General features: G+C 32.3%; 14 protein-coding genes. 5 read left to right on the forward strand and 9 right to left on the reverse strand.

Features of this window, described 5'->3' with window-relative positions; genetic code table 11:
- Nucleotides 1–115: 115 nt before the first annotated feature.
- The 4 genes from HNP99_RS13825 to HNP99_RS13840 all read left to right on the forward strand — a co-directional run bounded on the left by HNP99_RS13825 (nt 116) and on the right by HNP99_RS13840 (nt 5,061).
- Nucleotides 116–1,213 carry a Fic family protein gene (locus HNP99_RS13825; protein ID WP_173853978.1) on the forward strand — a complete coding sequence of 366 codons (1,098 nt, stop codon included), beginning with the start codon at nt 116–118 and terminating at the stop codon, nt 1,211–1,213.
- A gap of 67 nt (nt 1,214–1,280) precedes the next feature.
- Entirely contained in the window at nt 1,281–1,667 is a 387-nt protein-coding gene (locus tag HNP99_RS13830; RefSeq protein ID WP_173853979.1) for a hypothetical protein, read from the forward strand.
- On the forward strand, nt 1,657–4,263 hold the full coding sequence (locus tag HNP99_RS13835) for a hypothetical protein (protein WP_173853980.1): 2,607 nt from the start codon (nt 1,657–1,659) through the stop codon (nt 4,261–4,263). Before HNP99_RS13830 ends, HNP99_RS13835 begins: the two co-directional genes overlap by 11 nt.
- 21 nt (nt 4,264–4,284) lie before the next feature.
- On the forward strand, nt 4,285–5,061 hold the full coding sequence (locus tag HNP99_RS13840; protein ID WP_371810475.1) for a PIN domain-containing protein: 777 nt from the start codon (nt 4,285–4,287) through the stop codon (nt 5,059–5,061).
- Nucleotides 5,062–5,474: 413 nt separating this feature from the next.
- Here the strand turns inward: HNP99_RS13840 and HNP99_RS13845 are convergent, their stop codons facing one another.
- From HNP99_RS13845 to HNP99_RS13865, 5 genes are all read right to left on the reverse strand, one after another.
- On the reverse strand, nt 5,475–6,029 hold the full coding sequence (locus tag HNP99_RS13845) for a porin family protein (RefSeq protein ID WP_173853983.1): 555 nt from the start codon (nt 6,027–6,029) through the stop codon (nt 5,475–5,477).
- Nucleotides 6,030–6,116: 87 nt separating this feature from the next.
- A complete protein-coding gene (locus HNP99_RS13850) occupies nt 6,117–7,253 on the reverse strand; it encodes a helix-turn-helix domain-containing protein (protein WP_173853984.1) in 1,137 nt (378 codons plus the stop codon).
- Nucleotides 7,254–8,544: 1,291 nt separating this feature from the next.
- Nucleotides 8,545–10,233, reverse strand: coding sequence for a hypothetical protein (locus HNP99_RS13855; protein ID WP_254596865.1), 1,689 nt, complete (start codon nt 10,231–10,233; stop codon nt 8,545–8,547).
- A 468-nt stretch (nt 10,234–10,701) separates the two neighbouring features.
- Nucleotides 10,702–11,106: a hypothetical protein gene (locus HNP99_RS13860; protein WP_217424425.1), complete on the reverse strand. Its 405-nt coding sequence runs from the start codon at nt 11,104–11,106 to the stop codon at nt 10,702–10,704.
- Between the two features lie 236 nt (nt 11,107–11,342).
- Nucleotides 11,343–12,038 (reverse strand): hypothetical protein, encoded by a 696-nt coding sequence (locus tag HNP99_RS13865; RefSeq protein ID WP_173853985.1) that lies wholly within the window; start codon nt 12,036–12,038, stop codon nt 11,343–11,345.
- Nucleotides 12,039–12,127: 89 nt separating this feature from the next.
- Between HNP99_RS13865 and HNP99_RS13870 the strand changes: the two genes are divergently transcribed.
- Nucleotides 12,128–12,547 carry a winged helix-turn-helix transcriptional regulator gene (locus HNP99_RS13870; protein WP_173853987.1) on the forward strand — a complete coding sequence of 140 codons (420 nt, stop codon included), beginning with the start codon at nt 12,128–12,130 and terminating at the stop codon, nt 12,545–12,547.
- A gap of 397 nt (nt 12,548–12,944) precedes the next feature.
- On the opposite strand, the gene HNP99_RS13875 is transcribed toward HNP99_RS13870, so the two are convergent.
- The 4 genes from HNP99_RS13875 to HNP99_RS13890 form a co-directional block, all read right to left on the reverse strand.
- Entirely contained in the window at nt 12,945–15,116 is a 2,172-nt protein-coding gene (locus tag HNP99_RS13875; RefSeq protein ID WP_173853988.1) for a TonB-dependent receptor, read from the reverse strand.
- Between the two features lie 697 nt (nt 15,117–15,813).
- Nucleotides 15,814–16,194 carry a MerC domain-containing protein gene (locus HNP99_RS13880; RefSeq protein WP_254596866.1) on the reverse strand — a complete coding sequence of 127 codons (381 nt, stop codon included), beginning with the start codon at nt 16,192–16,194 and terminating at the stop codon, nt 15,814–15,816.
- Between the two features lie 339 nt (nt 16,195–16,533).
- Complete coding sequence (locus HNP99_RS13885; protein ID WP_225738154.1) at nt 16,534–17,130, reverse strand: type 1 periplasmic binding fold superfamily protein; 597 nt, start codon at nt 17,128–17,130, stop codon at nt 16,534–16,536.
- A 32-nt stretch (nt 17,131–17,162) separates the two neighbouring features.
- Nucleotides 17,163–19,547, reverse strand: a complete 2,385-nt coding sequence (locus HNP99_RS13890; RefSeq protein ID WP_173853990.1) for a TonB-dependent receptor — start codon at nt 19,545–19,547, stop codon at nt 17,163–17,165.
- Between the last annotated feature and the right edge of the window lie 25 nt (nt 19,548–19,572).

Below are 19,572 nucleotides of genomic sequence, written 5' to 3' on the forward strand. Positions count from 1 at the left end.
ATAAATAAACGAGGGTAAATTTTACCTTCATTAGTAAAACGAGAGTAAATTTTCACTATATTTACACTTGAATGATAAACAGAGGTAAAAAGTGCCCTTGTTCAAAAGTAGTAGGATGAACAGCAAAAAAAATTACAGTCCCGAAATACCGTATAATAATTTGCCTCCATTACCACCTCAGGCGGAAATGGAGAATATAGTAATTCTAAAAAAAACTATCAGTGCTAGTAGAGCGTTGTCTGAGCTTAAGGGAGCAATAACTAATCTACCAAATCCAACCCTTTTTATTGACACCATCAACTTACAAGAAGCACAAGCGAGTTCGGCAATTGAAAATATTATCACTACTCAAGACGAACTATTCAAAGCTTCTATTGCTGATAAAAAAAATGATAATCCAGCCACCAAAGAAGTAATGCATTATAAAGATGCCTTATGGTATGGTGTAGAGCAAATTGAAAAAAGACCTATTCTGACCACTAATTTGTTTATCTCCTTAGTGCAAATTATAAAAGAAAATCAAGCTGGTATTCGAAATGCACCAGGAACACAATTAAAAAATCCTCTAAGTAATACAGTTGTGTATACACCACCTGAAGGAGAGAATGTGATTAGAGAAAAACTAAAAAATTTAGAAGAATTCATTCATGCAGAAGACACAATAGATCCATTGGTAAAAATGGCAATTATTCATTATCAGTTCGAAGCGATTCACCCCTTTTTTGATGGGAATGGACGTGCCGGAAGAATTATCTTGTTGTTATACCTCAAAATGACAGGTCTATTAGATTTGCCAGCTTTATTTTTAAGCAATTATATTATAGAACACAAAGCAGAATATTATACCAATCTAAGAAAAGTAACCGAAGATGGCAATTGGGAAGACTGGATTATGTACATGCTAGATATGATAGAGCAAACGGCATTAAAAGGCAGAGATCAGATTGCAGCAATAGAAAAATTGATGAATGAGATGGCAACTGAAATACAACAAAAATTGCCCAAAATATATTCCAAAGATTTAATGGAAGAATTGTTTAGGTTACCCTATACCAAAAGAAACCAATTAGAAAAAGCAGGTTTAGGAACTATAAAAACAGTGGGGAACTACCTCAAAGAATTAGAAAATCAAGGCTTATTAAAAAGTGAACAACTAGGCAAAGAAAAACTATACCTAAATTTTAGATTGTTGGAAGTTTTGAAAAGGAAATAAATGAGTTACCAAGAAGTTTTTACAATAGGTTAATATCTCAATTTAAAAAATTAAAATAAAATTTAATATGCCAATAATTACAACCGTAGCAATAACATCTTTACTTTCTTCATTAGCTCAAAAAGGATTAGATAAAGCTTTTGAATCTGGAGTTGATAATATTTCAGGAGATGCTTATAATTGGATAAAATCATTATTTTACAATAATAATGAACCGAAGAAAATTTTGAAAGAATTACAGGGAGACCCTCAAAACTTAGAAAAATTTGGTAATGCTGTCGCAATTATTAATAATTCTATTGAAGACGATCCAAAATTCGAGGGTTATTTGAAAGAAATTCTTTTAAAACTGCCAAATATTGAAAATACTATTTCTAATAGTAAAAACGTGAATACAGGAAATGTGAACACAGAAGGAGGAGATTTTAGAATTGGAGATAATTATGGAAACTAAAAATTCAAATACTGGAACTATTCATGCTAATAATGTTGGCATTGGCGATCAATATGTAACAAACTTATTTGAAGGTTTATCTTTTCTTTTATCTGATTATCATGCACAGATAAAAACCATCTATAACTTGATTTTGGAATTCAAACCCAAAACAGCACTCCACTTACTTATTGATTTGGAAAAGCGTGTGAAGGAAAGTAATATTCCTAAGAACGACAAAATAGAAAGTAAAATACTCTTCTTTAAAGCGCTTTGTAAAAGAGAATTGGAAAATTTCACTAAAGAAGAATCTGCATTAGATTTCATTAAAGCTTTCAACTTAAACAATAAAGATGAGGAGTTAAAAATTAGAGCATGTATTGAATATCTCAATATTGCTGATAAAAGTAAAGCAATAGAATTAGCAGATGAAATTTTAACTTTAGATAATTATAATGCAACCGCTTGGTTTGTAAAATCAATATCATCTGATGATATTAAGTCTTTTTTTCTATCCATTCCTAAGATTTTTTTTGAAAGTTGCAATTTCCAGCACAGTATAATTTATAACCTATTTGGTAAACAATTAAAAAATCTAAACGATTTACAGCATTACAACCTTAAATTATCATTTGATTTTGATAAATATAAAGAAGTTACTTTTCAAAACAAACAAGCATGGATAATAGATCTCGATCTATTAATAAATACGATTATCAATAAAGCTACTGTTAAATTTATTTCGGGAAAAAACTTCATTATTGAAAATGACCCTGAATTAATTAAAGCAATAAGTCTATTGGAAGTTTATATAAAAAGTTTAGAATCAACAGAAATTTCGCATAGTACATTACATCAAAAATTTTATTTGAATTATCTGAAATATTTAAATTCAAATGATGAAGTAGCTTATAAATCTTTGGAGCAGCAGTACAATGAATTGGCTAAACCTTATTGGTTTTACACACTTTTTTATTGTCAATTAGCAAATCACAAAGAAGAGTTTCAAATATCATTAGATTGTCTATTGGAATACGAACAATTGAAAGGTGAATTGCATTCAGAATTCTATCTTTTTAAATCAGTTGTTCTTCATTTCCTTTCAAGGAACGATGAAATCGATACTCTTTTTGATGATTACCTAAAGTCAATTGATATAATCGATGAAAAACACTTGTTTAATTTGATAAATGCTTTTTTTAATATTCAGCAACATTTTAATGATGAAGATAAGTTTGTAATTCAACTTGGAAAAGTTTTAGATAAAAAATTTTCTTTTGATGATTTAAAAGTATTATTTAAAGTAACTATTGAATTAATATATATTAGAAAGTATGATAAAGAAGAAATTTTTTATTCCTTAAATTCTATTAAAAATAATAATCAATTTGATGTTATTTGTAAAAATTTAATCGCAAAAAATATAGATAAGCTTGACAAGCCACTTGATGCTTTAAATTTCATGGATACTTATATTGATAAAAATATCGTATCCGAATCACTTAAATTGTATATATTTTTTCTTCATAATTTATTACAAAATAAAAAAGATACTCCAAAAGGGAAAGCAAGTGAATTAATAGCATTATTGAAGTTTTGGAGAGTGAATAGCGATTATATAGATGAAAATTTATTACGTATTGAGCATGATTTATACGGAAAAATAAATGATTTAGATAATCTTGAAAAAATAGATGAATTACTATATTATAATTTTCCGGAGAATTTATATTATTTACATTTCTATCTCGCTGTATTGGAGAGAAAATCTAATTTTTATAAAATTAAAGAAATTTCCAAATCAATTCCTACTATATACGAGAATGAAAGTATTGGTATTGCTATTAGTGGTGTACTGTTAAGAAATAAAAACAATACTAAAAAAGGATTTGAAATATTATACAATCTAGCGATAGATCATAATAATACAGCAGCAAGACAAAATTATTTTGGTGGTTCTTTGTTGTTTAGTGAATATTTTAAACATTATGATTCAATTGAATTAGGTCATTGGGTAATCCATAATGTTGATGGGAAGAAAGAAAAGAGACAAATTGTAAAATCTGAAGGAATTCAAAAGGAATTTTTAGGTAAAAAAGCAGGTGATAAATTTACTAATGTTAGTTCATTGATGAAAAGACATAGTGTCATTGAAATAATCGAAATTTTCAATGATGCATTAAACCTATTTAGAGATATCGCAAATGAAGCTGATAATCCTATTAATGAGTTAGGATTTCAATCTTTACAACTACCTTCAGATATAAATGATTTTCCAAAATTTCTAGTTGAACAATTTGGTAGCAGTGGGACTGAAGAAAAACTCAGGATAGATAAACTTTTGGTGGAATATCACAATTATCAAATTGGTTTTATTACAATTGTAAATGCTGTATTCAGAAGTAAATTTATTGATGCTTACATGCATCTAACTGGAAATATTGGTAGTAGGTTCACCACTATACCAAATATATTTACGGCGGAAATAAATAAAGAAAATGATACAGTAAGATTTGTGTTGGATTTTAGTTCAATAATGCTCTTTTATTTTTTGGAAAAAGAATTGAATTTTAAATTCAAACATAAATTTATTATTTCACAAGACACAAAGTTTTAAATTGAAAGTGAAGTTGCTAAAATAACAAATTCCCCAGAATCTACTTTAAGTGTGAATATAACAACTGAGGGTGTTAAAAACCATATTTATCCTGAAGGTATCAATAAAAAGAAAATAGAATTTTTAAAATCAATAATTAATTGGTTAGAGAATAATTGTGAAATTGACTTAGTTGCAGAAAAATTAGATGTAATATTAAAGCTTTCTGAAAAAGAAGGAAAAATTGAAAGTGGTGTTATGAATAATTTGATTGATTCATTGTATCTTTCAATAAGAGAAAATCATAGATTCATTAGTAGTGACGTTTCTGTTTATTTGTTTGAGACTAATAAAATTAATAATAACTATTTAAATCCAGAAAAATATCTATTAGCCTACTATCCAGAAAAATGTAATTCTAGTTTATATAGATTCTTGTTGAAATCAAATTATTTAGGAATTGATATAGGTTTTCAAACCTTAAGAGATGAGTTCATTGCCTTCATAACAAATAGGGAGAATTACTATTCATTGGCTTTAGAAAATTTACAATTTTCGGTTAACAACAACCCTAATATAATTTTAACCTGCCTTAAATTTATTAATTATTTGTATTCTACTGCCTTACCGCTAGCTACAAAAAATAAATATGCTTTTGAAATATTTAGCAATTCATTACAAGGTATGGAATTTGATTTGATTAATGAATATCATTTTTTTCTAACAAAACAAAGCAAATTTTTAGAACCTAATCTCAGTAAAATTCTAAATATATTTTGCATTTGTATTAATTTAAAAACATACTCGACCGTCCAGTAATTCAAGAAGCTAGTTCGTTTATAATTTTGTGAATCTTACCTCGCTACCGCACGAATCCTTCTGTGTAGTAAGGATGGAAAAACGACTACCCAATTCCCAATAGAACAAACTACCCACTTTTGTACAATAGAAATTTTGAACCTAAATTGGCGAGACAGGCTGTATTGGAGACTGTGAAATAGAAGTTCTGGTTAGGATTTTTATCGAAATTTCTAGCGTCGTATTAATCAATATACGTTGAATTAATGATAATTACAGTTGTATAATTGTTTTAAAAATATAAAACCTCGAAAATCTTAGTGTTTTCGAGGTTTCTTAGTGTTTACATCTTTTTTCAGGATAATATTCATCATGAAACTATTGTTGAATTTTAACTCATAGTTCAGGATGTGAATTATTGGGATTATTGCAATTTAGAAAAAGAAATAACCAACAGATAATTGCAGTACTCCGTTTGTGTATTTATTTGACGAATTGTCAACTTTATTGATGTTAGATACCCCCATATTGTATCTTGCACCAAAATTAAGACCATTGTCTAGTTTATAACCTAGACCAAAATTAACGCCAAAATCAACAGACTTAAACGAATCTTTTACATTAATACTTTCGTTTTTAGCAGACAACAAATAGCCTATTTGCGGTCCAGCTTCCACACTGAATCCTTTTATTACATAATATTTCCCCATCAAAGGAACATTTAAATAGCCTAAAGCAACTGTATTATCATTGAAGCTATATCCCTGGCCAGAATATAACAACTCAGGTTGGAATGAAAATTTATCGGAAATTGGAATTTCTGATAAAACACCAAAATTGAACGATGTTACAGCATCAAAATTTTTGGTGTTATCTCCGCTGATATTTGCAAAGTTTAAACCTCCTTTAATACCAAAATTGATTTTTTGTGCATTAACATTTGTAAATCCTAAAACTGTAAGAACAGCTAGTGTCAAAATTTTTTTCATAAAATGTGATTTGAATTATTTTAAGCAAAATTGAAGCAAATAGAATAGCTAAAGGTCTCAAAAGCTTAAAAGTGTATAAATTGGTACTTATTTATTGGCGTTTTTATATTCATTTGGTGTTTGACTAGTCATTTTTTTAAAGGAATTGTAAAAAGTTGTCTTTGATGTAAAACCAGATTCCAATCCAATTGTCAACAAATTATAATTTTCATATTCAGAATTTGAGATCATTTCTTTGACCGCTTCAATCCGATAGTTATTGATATAATTGGCAAAGTTATCACCTGTTATGCTATTTATAATTTGGGAAAGATAACCTGGACTAATGCCTAGTTTTTCAGCAACTTTCTCTCGGTTTAATGTGCTGTCTGTGTAAATATGTTGCTCTTTGCAAAGTGATTCTAGTTTTTGATAATAAATATTGTCTGCAGTAATTGATTCTTTCTGTTCTTCGGGTCTATTATTTTTTATGATTGGAAGTTCGTGATCATAAAGCGTTAAATCGGTATTTAAAAAAGTAGTAACAGCATCTTTGTTTTTGGCCAATTTGTATTTGTAAATACCTATATAAGCTATCCAGTGAATTAAAAATGTAGCCACCAAGGCCAATGTACTCATGGAGTTAGAAATGTCATAGTTAAGAAGTAAACCGATTAGTGCAGCACTTAGCCATGCAAATAGTAGTAATGAGGCGATGGTTAATAAGGTGAGTATCCAATTTTTTTCTTGTGAATCTTTTAAATCTTTTATCTTGGAAAAAGAATAAATCGAAAGAAATGGGATGAATGTAACAGCTAATAAAAGATGAATCAGACTAAAAATTTGGATTACAAATATTCCTGTTTCAGAAAAAGTAACCGCTTCTACAATATGATCAAGACTGTATATTAAGGCAAGGGTTGCGGATAATGCAAACGGAATATAGTACAAATAACTTCGTTGTTTAACTTTTGAGGTTTTATCGATGCGATTGATTACAAACAAAAATAGAAAAACAGGTATCAAAAAAACCCACTCGATGTCGTCAATAAATTGCAGAATAGGGTAGGAGGTGAATACGTGTTGAATTTCACTAACATGTTTCAGTAATTCTATTGACAGCGTAAATAGCAAATAGGCTAAATATTTATTTGAGTTACTATTGAATAGTGAAGACTTTATTATAATAAATCCTAAGACAATTCCCTGAAAAATCGCAATATTTAAAAGTGCTATGTAGATCAATATTTCTAATATAAAAGTTCGATATAGATTTATTTTTGGTCAGTAATAATTTATTTGTTTTTAAACAAGGATAAATTAATCTGAATTGATAAGGCGAATTTATAGTAATAAGGATGGTATTTTTTATAGCTTAAGAAATGATTAACTAAAAAGAGAGTATATGGTTAAACAACTTTTAAGGGTGCTAGACCGAATAACACGGTTGTGGTCTGGATCTTAGAAGATTTTATGGAAGAATTGGAAATAAACAAAGCCTCCTATATCTATAAAGCTTTTTTAGTGGTCGGCAATAGCAGAGATTTATTTCCTCGGCCCCTTATTGTACCAATTCTTTCGAGTATTAAGTAGTACACGATTGAGTTTATTGGCAAATTATTATCGAAAAAGAACAAATCACTCACTTTGGTCCAGAAGAAATTCCGAACCTAAATTGGCGATTGAAGGAATTATGAAGACTATAAATAAATTTAGTTGCTAGTTATAATTTTATAAAAAGTAGTAGACGCTTCCTGAAAAGGGAGCGTTTTTGTTTTGGGTGGTTTTTTAAAATGAATTTCTTTTCGAGAAAGAGCTTAGCTTCTGAATATCGATTATTTTCGAATGGATAGCTTTTTACATAGATATCAAAGTCAATCGAGAAAGCATATCAAGAAATAAATAAACGAGGGTAATTTTTTGCTTTATTTACCTTCGTACATAATACGAGGGCGAAAAACGCCTTTGTTATTTAATGCGTTTTAGTTTCGTATTTACTATATCTTTCTAAACAAGATTAGACAGTAGCGCTATTTTTTGTACTTCTGATGGTGAAAGTACTTCTTTCCTATTAACATTATACTTTGGCTGATTTTTTAAAGCAGCCAATAGAACACAAAGAAACGCCACCTAGTTTGTCATTCTGAAAGAATCTCACACACGCATACACAACGAGTATCACAATCAGGGTCATTGCGACGAAGGAAGCAATCACGCACAGCATGTCACTTTTTATTGATTTGTAGATTTGATTTTAAACTATTATTGTAGGGGCTGCCGGTAGTTTAGTAACGGATGTGGGTTATGGACACAGACATCGCGAAGCTTCGGGTACGCGCTAACAAACCGTTGAGATATTGTCATATCCAAGTGGTCGGGTCATTTACGGAATACAATATGTATAAGCTACTGTAATTGTTAATAGGAATAGGCGCAAAGTCGGAGACATTTGCGCAGCGTTCATGATGTAGTTGCTGGTTGAAAATTGAATTAGGAATTATTTTTTGAGGAGCGGGGTTGTCATTATCACTTTCAGTTATAAAGGTAAATCTTCGTAACTGTCATTAAGTATCTTACTAAGTTCTTCGGCATTGACTTGGTCATTTCCATTGTATTCTGGAACCACATAAAATTTTTTTATGATCTTTATTTCTGTTTCAAATCCATATTTTTTTAATAAATCAAGTAGTGTTTGCCTCTCATAACCTGTTTCTAATTGAGTAGACTGATATTTACTACTATTCATTTTAGCAATAAACTCTCTCCCATCATCATAAAAATTCGCAGAGGTAATAAATACAGCTTTTGCTTGTTTACCTTTTGTAATTGTTTCTTTGTAATACTTTTCCGCAAATGGAAGTGATTTTCTGAAAAACCATTTAAGTGTAGAATGTTTATTACTATCACCCAAATTTATTGTAGCTCCGGCATTATATCCTTTAAGTTCAACAAAAATTAACTCCGGTGGATTACTGGACTCAATAATGTAATCATATTCATGGCGCTCTTTCTTACCGTCTTTATCTATTTTTAGTATCTTCCCTCTTTCAATAGCAGCATTGGGATATAATGTTTTAAGCAAAGGATACATTAAAAATTCAAATAAAGTTCCGCGTAACTCTTTGAGTGCTTCATCCTGTCCTGAATTATTGATATTTTTTAATACATTTTCTATCGTTGCTTCTACGCTATCAGTTCCTCTAAGTAATCCTGACAATTCTTTTATATCATTTAACACTTGATAAATTTTTGTTCCAAAGATGGCACTGATATCAAAACTAATAATTCCATTTTTTTTAATGGTATTGAAGGTTTTCTGAGAACATGATTTATAAATAATAATAGGAAGAGTTTTTCTTACTTCTTTTAATACAGATCTGCGATTTATTTGTATTCTCGCAATGAATGCGTCCAAATGTATAGAAGAATACTCATCTGCCAAAACAACGTCTAAAACAACTAGTGTCTGCTTATCAGTTGTTTCTGCGTTTGCACCTAAAATTGGATTTATTCCTGTTGCACGAGTATATGCAAAAGCATCCCATACTAAATTATTATGTTTAGCTCCTATATGTGGAGTTTTCTTATTTCTGTAAATGGTATTTGTATTATCAATTAAATTTGAATTCCCCAACCATCTTAGTATGTCAGGTAAAATGGTACAATCGGTTACCATATTTATGAAATGATTAGCCATCATCATTTCTACCTCTAAATCTGTTCTCTTTTCATTATCTTGTTTGTAAATAATATAAACCACATTATTATTGTCCTTTTCTTTATAGACAATATCAAGTTTCATTAAAAGAGTAATAATGTCATCAAGCGCCACGATTTTTGTTGAACTTTCTTCCAATGGCGATGCTGTAATTTTTAGTCCCTCATAATAGGAAATGATGCCACCGTTTTGATCCATTAGCTCTAATAGCCTATAAATAGGGGGGCGTGCTTTTTCTGCTATATCTTTTATCCCGTCCTTTCCAAAATCATATCCGTTGCAGATATATACATATTGTCCCTTACCGAATGTATAAGGAATGGAAGACTTTATGGCTTTTTGAGTTACAGCCCTGCCAACAATCTTTCTAGCATTTTCTGATGTAATAGAAAATTCACCTATTAAAATTTTATGAATTTCTATGGCAGACATAAATAATTTTTTATCCAATAAATCGGCTAAAAATTTATTATACTTATCCTGTACTTTTAATTTTTTTTCTTGCATTTGTCACGCTGCCCTTATAAATTTTATTTTTTAACGCTTATCGCACCATCATTTTTTATTTCAAGAATGTTTGAAAAAGTATTAAATGTCTCTAAATCAATTAATTGTATTTTAATATTTATCATAAAAAATGTCAAATTGATTAAAAACACCAATGAAGCTCTATATTAGTTGTCACAAGATACCATTATTAATGAACAATCTAATTTGAATGCTAAAAACTTATACCTAAAATAATTTATTTTCAGTAGATTTAAATATAATAACTTCCTGCATTCCAGCTCACGAATCCTTTTGTGTAGTTAAGGATGTAAAAATAACTATCAAATTCCCAATAAAACAAATCACCCACTTTTGCACAACAGTAATTCCGAATCAAAACTAGCGCCAAAAACAATATTGAAAACAGTAAACAAAAAATAAGATAGTACAAACTCACATTTGCGCTATCTTATTTTTTTATGTTCTCTAGTAAGCTACTTTCGCTTTATTTTCCAACTTAGGTTCTACAATAGGGTACAAGTTGTAGGTTGGATAGATTTCGGTTTTGAAAGCCTTCCAAGCGGTTCTTTCAATGGCTAGATTTACTGCGGCTAATTTAGAGGCGGGAAGTTCTAACACCACCATTTGCCCAATCCCCATAACCACATACCAGTTTACTACAGAAACTCCTTCGGGAGGAAAATTTTTATAAAAACCTTGATCGGTTCTAACCTTTTCAATCTCATTCAAATTCATGCTTTGATCGTGTTTAAGGAAAATGGTCAACAACAACTTGTCATCGGGTTTTGGAGTAGGAACTGTTTCTTTATTCGATTGTGAATAACCAAGGATTTGGACTAAAAAGAGTCCGATTACGAATGCGTATTTCATGTTTTAAATTTTTTTAGTTGTTGATTTTTATTTAGTTGTATTAGAATCAAAGATAAACAAAGCCTAATTGACTAGTGCGTTTATACGTTTCTAATATTATAATTATTTAGGAGTACCCGTACTAGATTACTAATTGTAAAAGCCACGCCGAATTCAGAAATTTTTACTAATGTGCTGAAATTTTCAAAATCTACTTGTCATTTTTCTACATACTAAAAGCGATAATCATATATTTATTAGTTAGTTGACTTAAATCTCGGTACAAAATAATTCAAACAGTAAAGCATCGCGCCATACGTCAAAATTAAGGTTGGCATATTGGTATTAAAACCCAAATCAAATTCTGGAATACCCAATAATTCTCTAAAAGAGTGTGTGGCGATGAGTAACATGAAGATCAATCCGTAGCCGAAAATAGCAATAATTGCTATTTTGTTGGTAGCAGTTCGGGTAACGCCATTTTTCGTTTCTTCAGTAAAGAAATACCAGAGTGCAACAGCACTAAAAATGGCTTCTATTAAAATCGCAATGTATGGCGAAGCGGCATACAAACCAAGACCTGCCTCAGTAGTGCCTGCGCCAAATAAATGATGCATATGACCAGAGAAGAAATCAAGAACAAAATGAATTCCGATTAGAAACATACTGACTATTCCTATTTGAGTGCTTTTGAATACTAATTTCCCTATGATGAAAACAATAGCCAACCAGAACAATAGTGGTACCAAATCGTGACTATACAACATGTCAACCGCCATATTGCTCAAGGTGGCATCAAAGGCATCACTTGGTGTTGTGGTTTCTAATCCTAGATAATGAAAGGTAAACCAGAGTAAATCCTGCAATTGTGATAGGATTAAAAAATATAATAAAGCTCCTTTTGGATACTTTTGCTTCGCTATTAATGCTGTTGTGAAATGTCCTGCTAACATATTTGTTGTTTAAATTTTGTATTTTTGCTATCGAATCGAAAGCAAAAGTAATAATTACTATCGAATCAATAGTAATAATTTTAAAAAAAATGGAAAAAGAATTTCGTTCAGGCTGTCCAATCTCTTCTACACTTGATGTTGTAGGCGATAAATGGTCTTTGTTAATTATAAGAGATATGCTCGTTAAACACAAAAAGACGTTCAAAGAAATATCAGATTCTGATGAGAAAATTGCACCCAGCATTTTATCTGCCCGACTAAAATTATTAGAAACCTATAAACTAATCTTCAAGATAAAACTTCCTGAAAATAAGAAAGAGAATATTTATTTGTTGACCCCAAAAGGCATTAGTTTAACGCCGATTATTGTAGAATTCAGTTTGTGGGGAACTGATAATATGCGAGAGTTCACTACCATTGATAATATAGACGGACTAAATTTAGACAAGTCGGATATTATAAGATCAGTGCAGGATGGTTATAGTTCTATGGTGAATACTCACTTTTAAAAGTATTCTCAGTTTATTCCGGAGTTTGTATGAAATTATTACTAATGATTAAATAAAAGTATTAAAATAGTCATAGTGCGATAAATAGTAAAATCCAGAAATATTGTTAGGTTTAATAAATTCCGAGATTTATTAAGCTTCCTCAATAGTACTCCTGGATATTGTAATTTATAAGAGCTGTTATCTTTTATTAAAACGTCAGGATATGTCAGTTCGAGAGGAGTAGAGAATCAGTACTTCATCTTGACTATACTCGATCTAACAAAGATCATTTTGGACTATATTTAAACTTCGTCTGGTATAACATTCTATTAGGATGTTATTTTCTGTATCAAGAAAAACCTCCTGTATCATCCGATATAGGAGGTTTTTTATTAATTTGAGACTGCTTAAAGATCTAGAGTTTAACTTTAATTCCGGCATTGACTACAAAGCCATCCAGCGGGGCAAAAATGTCTTTGAAAACAGGTTTTGAAAGTGTTCCAGTATAGATGCTACCAAAACGTGTTTGGCGGGTATCAGTGAAGTTTTCGAAATTAGCGTAAATCGAAAAGTTCTCCCATAGTTTCTCTATCATCACTCCAAAAATCCAGTAATCGCGTCCAGTTGTACCATCAGTTAATTGTTGTGGACTATAGTAATAGGCCTCTAAACCCACTTTCCATTTGTCTTCGACCTCGTACATCAATACATTGTTTAAGCGGTGTTTTGCTGTTAAAGGATTGCGAGATTTGTTGCCGTTGTTTTCGACTGTGGCGTCAGTGTAGGTGTACCCAATGAACAATTTAAAGTCTTCGTAACTGAATTTTAAATTGGTTTCGGTACCCTTAGTGTTTAGATTTCCGTCTATATTCAAGAACTGAAAAGTGTCGTTTGCAAGCGGTGTCAAAATTAAAGGATCGTTCACTTTTGTATAGAAAAACAACTGGTTTACCGATAGTGAAAGTGCATCAGTAAGATGTGTCTTGTAGTTTAAATCAAAGTTGAAACCATAACTTTTTTCCAGTTTGTTAGTATCGCTGTTTATAGGTAAAACGTTTTGATATTGCATCGATTCGCTTTCCTCAGTAAAAATTGTAGGCGTTTTATAACCTAATCCACCACCAAGTCTAGAGCTAAGCTTAGGGCTAATTCTAAACAATGCCGATGCACGAGGCAATAGTGAAAAACCATATTCATGCACATAATCACCTCTTAAGCCAGCTTCTAGATCCAACCAGTCAGTTGCTTTTACCGTGTTTTGAACAAAGGCGCCATAGGTGATTTGGTTATAATCTCTTACCGGAAATGTGTTGTTGTTTTTCTCTTTAAACTCATCAGTGTACAAATTTGCTCCGGCAACCCATTGCGAAATCTCCCCGTTATTAGCATACGTAAATTCGGAAAAAGTACTGGTTTGAACCCCATCAAAAAGGTAATCAGGGATGGTAATCACACGGCTGAAATTGTTGATACTGTTTTTTACCGTAATAGATTCTCTATCATTAAATTTATGAGAAAGAGTGAATTGCGTGCTCACTCTTTGGGTTTTATTTTTTTCGAAATAGCTGTCGGGGAAATCACTACGATTTTTAATATAATCAATGTTTCCACCTATTCTGTCTTCGAAAACGGTATTCACACCAAAGTTCAATTCGGTTTTATCGTTGAGGTATAAAAACAATTTAGGGTTGAAGTTATAACGTTCGAATTTAGGAATAGCGGTTAATTTATTATCAGCAGGATCGTAGGCGGCGTTGCGGTCATGAGAAGCAAAAACAGTCAAACCTACCTTACCAAAACGTTGTCCGTAAAATCCGTTTATGTCGAGACCACCAGCAGAAGTTCCGTTTAATAAAAAGCGTAATTCTCTTTCTTCTGTAGGCGTTTTAGACACTAAATTTACTAATCCAGCAATCGCTCCACCACCATACAATGTAGAGGCAGAACCTTTTATTATTTCGACCTGTTTCAAATCTAAAGGTGGTGTTTGCAACAAACCTAAACCGCTTGAAGCACCAGAATAAACTGGAAAACCATCCTTTAATATTTGGGTGTAGCGGCCGTCAAGACCTTGAATCCGAATAGAGGAATTTCCTGAAGTAGCCGATGTTTGCTGTGTTTGTATCCCAGTACTCTCATTCAGCATCATTCGGATATCACCAGGCTTCATGTTGGCTTTTTCTTCTAACTCTTCACCAGCGATAAACTCGACGCGGGTAGGTATATTGCTTATGGTTCTTGTTCCCCTAGTTGCTGTAATGACAATCTCGTCCATTTCTTCAGCGTTACTTTTCATGTAAATGATTACATCTGCTGCAGTGATTAGCGGGACTTGAATTGTTTTGTTTTCTAGCTCATATCCTTCCAGTTGAAAAGACAGTGCGTACACACCTTCGGCTAGGTTTTCAAAAGAGATAACTCCTTCATCGTTAGAATAAGCCGTTAAGGATTGTGCTTGTATGGTAGCTGTAACCGCATTCAGTGGCAAATTAGTATCGCTATCTTTAATATTGATTTTAAGGCTATGCTGTGCCTGAGCTGTGCCAATAGTTGCTATTGCCACAAAGAGTAAAATATATTTAAACATTTTTTATTTCTTAATATGAATAATTTTTCAGCTACGTCTTGTAGACAGCTGATAGTAAAGATTATAAATAAAAAGAAAATTTGGGTGGTTGCCAGATGGCACCGTTAAAGGAAGATTTTACAAGGGTAATAACAGCAATATCAAGTGATTTATTGCTACTTACAAGCGGTTGTTTTTGAGATTTAATCACAGTAGATGTGTTCATCGCAAAACCTACGCAGCTACCGCAAGAGTAGAAGGGAGAACATTTGCCAGTACACTCGTTACCGCATTTGTGAGAATCTTGTTCGCACTTTTTCTCTAGCGTACATTTAGATTTGGTTTCTAATGCGCTGCAGGGTACGGTTGATAGAAGTAGTACCAAAAATGATAAGAGTATGCTCCAGATTTTCACAAGGCAAATTTAAAAATAATATTTGCGAAATGATTATTAATTCGGTTCAAATTTTAATGAAAGGGAGGAATATTGTATCAATTGCAAGCGATAATTTTTAATGTTTTAATATTTGCCACAGATTAGCAGGATATAAAAGGATATTAAGCTGTGCTATTCTTTTTAAGCTGTGGCAAAATTTAATTTTTATACTACTTATAATTTTTAAACTGCTAGAATGAGGCATTAATGTTTTGTTTTCGAAATGACCTTTATTAATCGCAATTTGTCATTCGAAAAAAAATACGTTTTAAAGTAAAATCTTTAATGCGATTTAAAATTGATGAGGTGCCCGATGATCATTCCCAAGCCACCTATAGGAACCAAAGGAGAATTTACCTCTAGAAATGATTCTAAAATCACACCGACAATCACTATAATTATAGAGCAACTAAGCAACACTTTCACCAGTAGCGGACTCGAGCTAAAAATGATTTTCAGGACTACACAGAATGAGATAAAGGCAAAGAAAAGATCAAGATAATGGTTGCCAGTAAAACCTAGTGGTAGTACTGTTAATAGCGGAAAAACTAGGCAATGTACTAAGCACAAGGTTGCACTAGATATTCCTAAAAGATCAAAAACGATAGTTGCTTGTTTTTTCATGGCTGGATTATTATAAGCACGCGGCTTTATGTGCCGCATGCTCACTTTTTAAAGATTAATGTGCAACACTGTTTTCATGACCAATGATGGTGATGCTGTATGGTGTTGCCGAAGTTTGAATCTTCGTGGTATTAAATGTTGAAAGGTTTACTTGTAATAATTCAGCTGTTGCTAGAGATTTTAGGTATCAATCTTTCACTGAGTTACAAGAAGCAGTTTGTGCATTCGATAAAACAAAAAATACTAATTGAAAAGCTTTCTATCAAATGCGCTTTTTAGTAACAGCTTATTCCACGGATGAGCCGTATGTAACCGTTACTAAAATGCGCTAAAAGATTTTCAATAGCAGTAAGTCTGTTTTATTACTTGAGAGTTAATTTATAAAACAGTGATAGGGAAGCTAACTTCAGCATCTGTGCTTCCTGCAGCATTGGTGATATCTCCAGCTGCAACATTGCTAGCAGATTTACTTGGTTGGTGACGCAAAGTAATTGTTACTGTTCCTGTAGCGGCATCAGTAGTTGTAAATACAGATTGTAAACCTACAGGCAGTCCATTTGCATCAAGGTTACTAGCTGATGCACCGTAAGTAAAAGCGTTTAAATTCCCTGTTTTTTGATAAAATACTTGGTGATCAACCCCTTCTTCGATAATTTCGAGTGTAATATCATCCACAGGAGTAGCTAGTTCATTTTTAAAGGTAAGCACACCATTGTAGGTTTTATTTTTTTCGAAATTTCCAGAAACAGTAATCACAGGAGCATTGGCACCTTCGCCATCTAAATCTTTGTATTGCAGGGTAATTGCAGTTCCACCGTCCACAGGAGTATAAATTGCCGTTACCGTCGTAATCAACTCTTCCTCGTTTACAGGAGCATCAGTACTGTCATCATTACTACATGATGAGAAGGCTACAACTGTTGCCATGATAAGTGCATACGATTTCAACTTGTTTAATTTTTGCATTGTTTTCATTTTGTTTGAATTTAAATTAGTGTTTATAAAGTTTAATAATTGAATTTAAGTTGAATTTGGAAGCTTCGGCCTATTTCATCAGCAAAAAAGCGCTGACGGTTTAGGTAGTCTCGGTATGAAACATCCATAATATTTTGAACAGAAAACGCTACTGTTGTACTCACTTTTTTAAAGCTGTTGAATTTCATCTCTGAATAAAAATGGAGTAGGTGGTAAGCGGGTGGGGGCGTACTGATATCTACAATCACAGCTTGAAATTCATTGTTATTGATGATATTAGTACTAAAATTATTATCTGCGAACCTATTTTGTCTCGTTACGATCTCGCTCTTAATTTCTAGTAGTAGTTCGTGCCATTTTTTCTTAGAAAAGCTAATTTTATTGTACAAGTTAAGCGGCGGCATGTCAATTAAAGGTTGGTTTTCAGTGCGATCATCGCCCTTTACATACGCCATAGCAAAACTATGCTGCCATGAATCGTTGATTTTCCATTGTGTTTGAAGGTCTACGCCAAGTAGTTTAGCATTTGTTTGCTTGTATTCCCAGACTGGAAATGCGCCGCGAATTGTAGTCTCAAATCCCACAGGCTTTAGATAAATGTAATTTTGAATATAATTGATATACGGGTTTACTTCGATAGAAAACTGATTGATTTTTTTTCGAATAGTAAGCGATAATTTGGTTGACTGTTCCTTTTCTAAATTCAAATCGCCTAGTTCAATTACTCCTGTTGAGTGGTGCAATCCATCACTAAAATATTCAGAAGGGTTAGGATTTCTTGAAGCAAAACTCGCATTGGCAAAAAAGTGCCAGTTGGTAGCCGTTTTCTTTTGAATTCCAGCACTTGCGGATACATTGTAAAAAGTAAAACTCGGTTTTGTCAACCACTGCGTTCCAAAATCTTCAGTTATAAATTCGGGAAACGTGCTGTCATAACCGCGTTCTTCCCATCGTGACTTTTGGTAGTACTTAGTTGCATCAATTTTCGAAAAGTCATATCGCAAACCACCATCAATAGTGAAATCATTAGCCAAGTGGTAAGTTGCAATTCCGTAGGCACCTAAATCTATTTTATCATAATTAGGGATCAATGGTCGAATGCCAGTTGCGGGATTAGCATAGTTGTTTTGGAAACTACCTATAACACCCGTTTTTAAATTCCAGTCGTGTGCTTTCTTTTGGAAATCTAAAGAAAGTGTGCTTGTTTTTAAATCCAAATCTAAGGCCGCGGTATTATTATATTCGGCTCTACGTACATCAAATTCCAACCTTCGGTTATATTGATACGCATACTGAACAGCTAAGAAAGCCGATTCGTTGAAATAGTAATTGAAATTAATTTTGGCGATGTGGTGCGTTACATCCTGTTTTGGATTATTAATAGTATAAGAGAAATCATTGATGATCGCTGGGGTTTTATTGTTGATCGATTGGTACAGGTCATTCACATTTCCGGTATGGGAAGCGCTCAAAATTCCAATAACCGATTTGTAATAACTATACGATGCGCTCACATTGTACTTTATAGCATCGTATTTAATATCTCCCGAAAAACTTGCTCCACGATTAGCAGTATTCGATAAAATATAATCAGGAGCTGTTTTGTCCCCCATATATTTAAGAGTGGTTAGTGCGTTGTAACTCCAGCCGTTGCGATTGCCTTTATGAATACTCGAACTAATCGATCCCCCTTTTCCATTGGTGTCATAGTTTAGGATTGTTTTACCAAATAAAGTATCTTTTTTACTGCTAATAGGTTCAATTAGCACTAATCCACCTATTGCATCACCGCCATATTGTAAGGCCGAAGCTCCTTTAATTACCGTTATTTTATTGGCACTGTTAATGTCAAAATTGGGTGCGTGTTCAGATCCCCATTGTTGGTCCTCCAGTTTTACATTGTTGTTTAAAATGGCGACTCTACTGCCATATAAACCGTTAATTATTGGTTTTACAACTGCATTTCCAGTCTTTAGAGTAGAAACACCTGCCACTTCAGATAAGGCATCTCCTAGAGATTGATTGCTGTATTTTTCTATTGTTTGTAGGTTGACAAGCTGCGCAGGGTTTGAGCTGTTATCCGTTTTGGCTTTAGCTTGAACAACAACCTCGTTTAATTTAGTGGTATTGACTTGCAATTTAAAATCAAGAGTCAAGTTACTTTTTAAATTAACAATCGTATCGGTGTTTTGATAACCCAAGTAGGATATCGAGATAGCTGTTTTTACTGGAGCTAAATCGTCAATTACATAACTACCTGATACATCGGTTCGCGTAGTTTTGTTACCAATGTGCACATGGATATTTGAGGCATTTGATTGCCCTTGTAGTGTTATTTTTCCAGTGATGGAGTGTTGCGAATACATGGTATTGCAAAAAAGCATCAGCCAGAAAAAAATCGAAATTTTCTTTGACATTTGTTCGTTTTAAAATAGGTAAAAG

Source organism: Flavobacterium gelidicaeli (genome assembly GCF_013294005.1).
Classification (GTDB): domain Bacteria; phylum Bacteroidota; class Bacteroidia; order Flavobacteriales; family Flavobacteriaceae; genus Flavobacterium.